The organism is Cupriavidus sp. YAF13, assembly GCF_052113425.1.
Lineage (GTDB): Bacteria > Pseudomonadota > Gammaproteobacteria > Burkholderiales > Burkholderiaceae > Cupriavidus.
This window is the reverse complement of record NZ_JBFRDD010000149.1, coordinates 1-1,022: the sequence shown is the minus strand read 5'-3', so window position 1 is coordinate 1,022 and position 1,022 is coordinate 1. Positions and strand designations below refer to the sequence as shown.

At 72.4% G+C, this 1,022-nt stretch carries 1 protein-coding gene; it reads right to left on the bottom strand.

The window, feature by feature from the left end; all coding sequences use genetic code 11:
* On the bottom strand, nucleotides 1-1,022 hold a 1,022-nt coding region (locus AB4061_RS40560; RefSeq protein WP_441641658.1), incomplete at both ends, for a thioesterase domain-containing protein.

Sequence of the window (1,022 nt, the reverse complement as noted above, 5' to 3'; positions counted from 1 at the left end):
GCGCCAGGGCGCCGGCGCCCGGCAGCAACTGCGCCGCGAAATCGGCCAGCGCCGCGGGCCAGCCCGGCGCGGCGTCGGCAGCCGGCGCCTGGCCTTCCGGCACGAATGGGTCGATCAGGCCAAGCCATTGCACCGACTGCCCCTGGGCCTCAAGCTCGCGCGCCATCGCCGTGGCCAGCGTCGCGCCCAGCGACCAGCCCAGCAGCAGATAGGGCCCTTGTGGCTGGGCGACACGCCATTCGCGAACGTAGTCGGCCGCGATCGACGCCAGCGACGTGTCGCGCCACGCCGGATCGCCCAGCGCCCGCGACTGGAAGCCATAGACCGTCCGCGCCTTGCCGAGCTGGCCCACGATGGCGTCGTAGTCGAACAGCGTGCCCAGCGCGGCATGGACGCACGCCACGGGCGGCAGGGCGCCGCCGGCGGGGCCCTGCGCCAGCACCCGCAGCGCTGTGGCCGCCACGGGCGCGGCTTCCGCATCGGGCAGCAACTGGCCGATGGTCGGCGTCCGCATCAGGTCGCGCAGCTTCAGGTCGATTCCCAGCGCCTTGTTGGCCCGCACGCGCGAAATCACCTTCAGGCTCAGCAGCGAGTCGCCCCCGAGCGTGAAGAAGTTGTCGTCAAGGCCGACGCGCTCCACGCCCAGCACCTCCTGCCAGACCTGCGCCAGCCAGCGCTGGGCTTCGTTGCGCGGCGCCACGAAGTGCTCGGCACCCTCGGCCTCCGGCGCCGGCAGCGCGTGACGGTCCAGCTTGCCGTTCGGGGTCAGGGGCAGGGCGTCGATCACGACGAACGCCGCCGGCACCATGTAGTCGGGCAATTCGGCGGCCAATGCCGTGCGCACGGCGGCCACGTCGATCTGGGCAGCGCTGACCGGCACCACATAGGCCACCAGCCGCGCGCCGGAGGGGCCCTCGACAGCCAGCACCGCCGCATTGCCCACACCCGCCTGCGCCAGAATCCGCGCCTCGATTTCGCCCGGTTCGATCCGGAAGCCGCGAATCTTCAGTTGCTGGTCGATC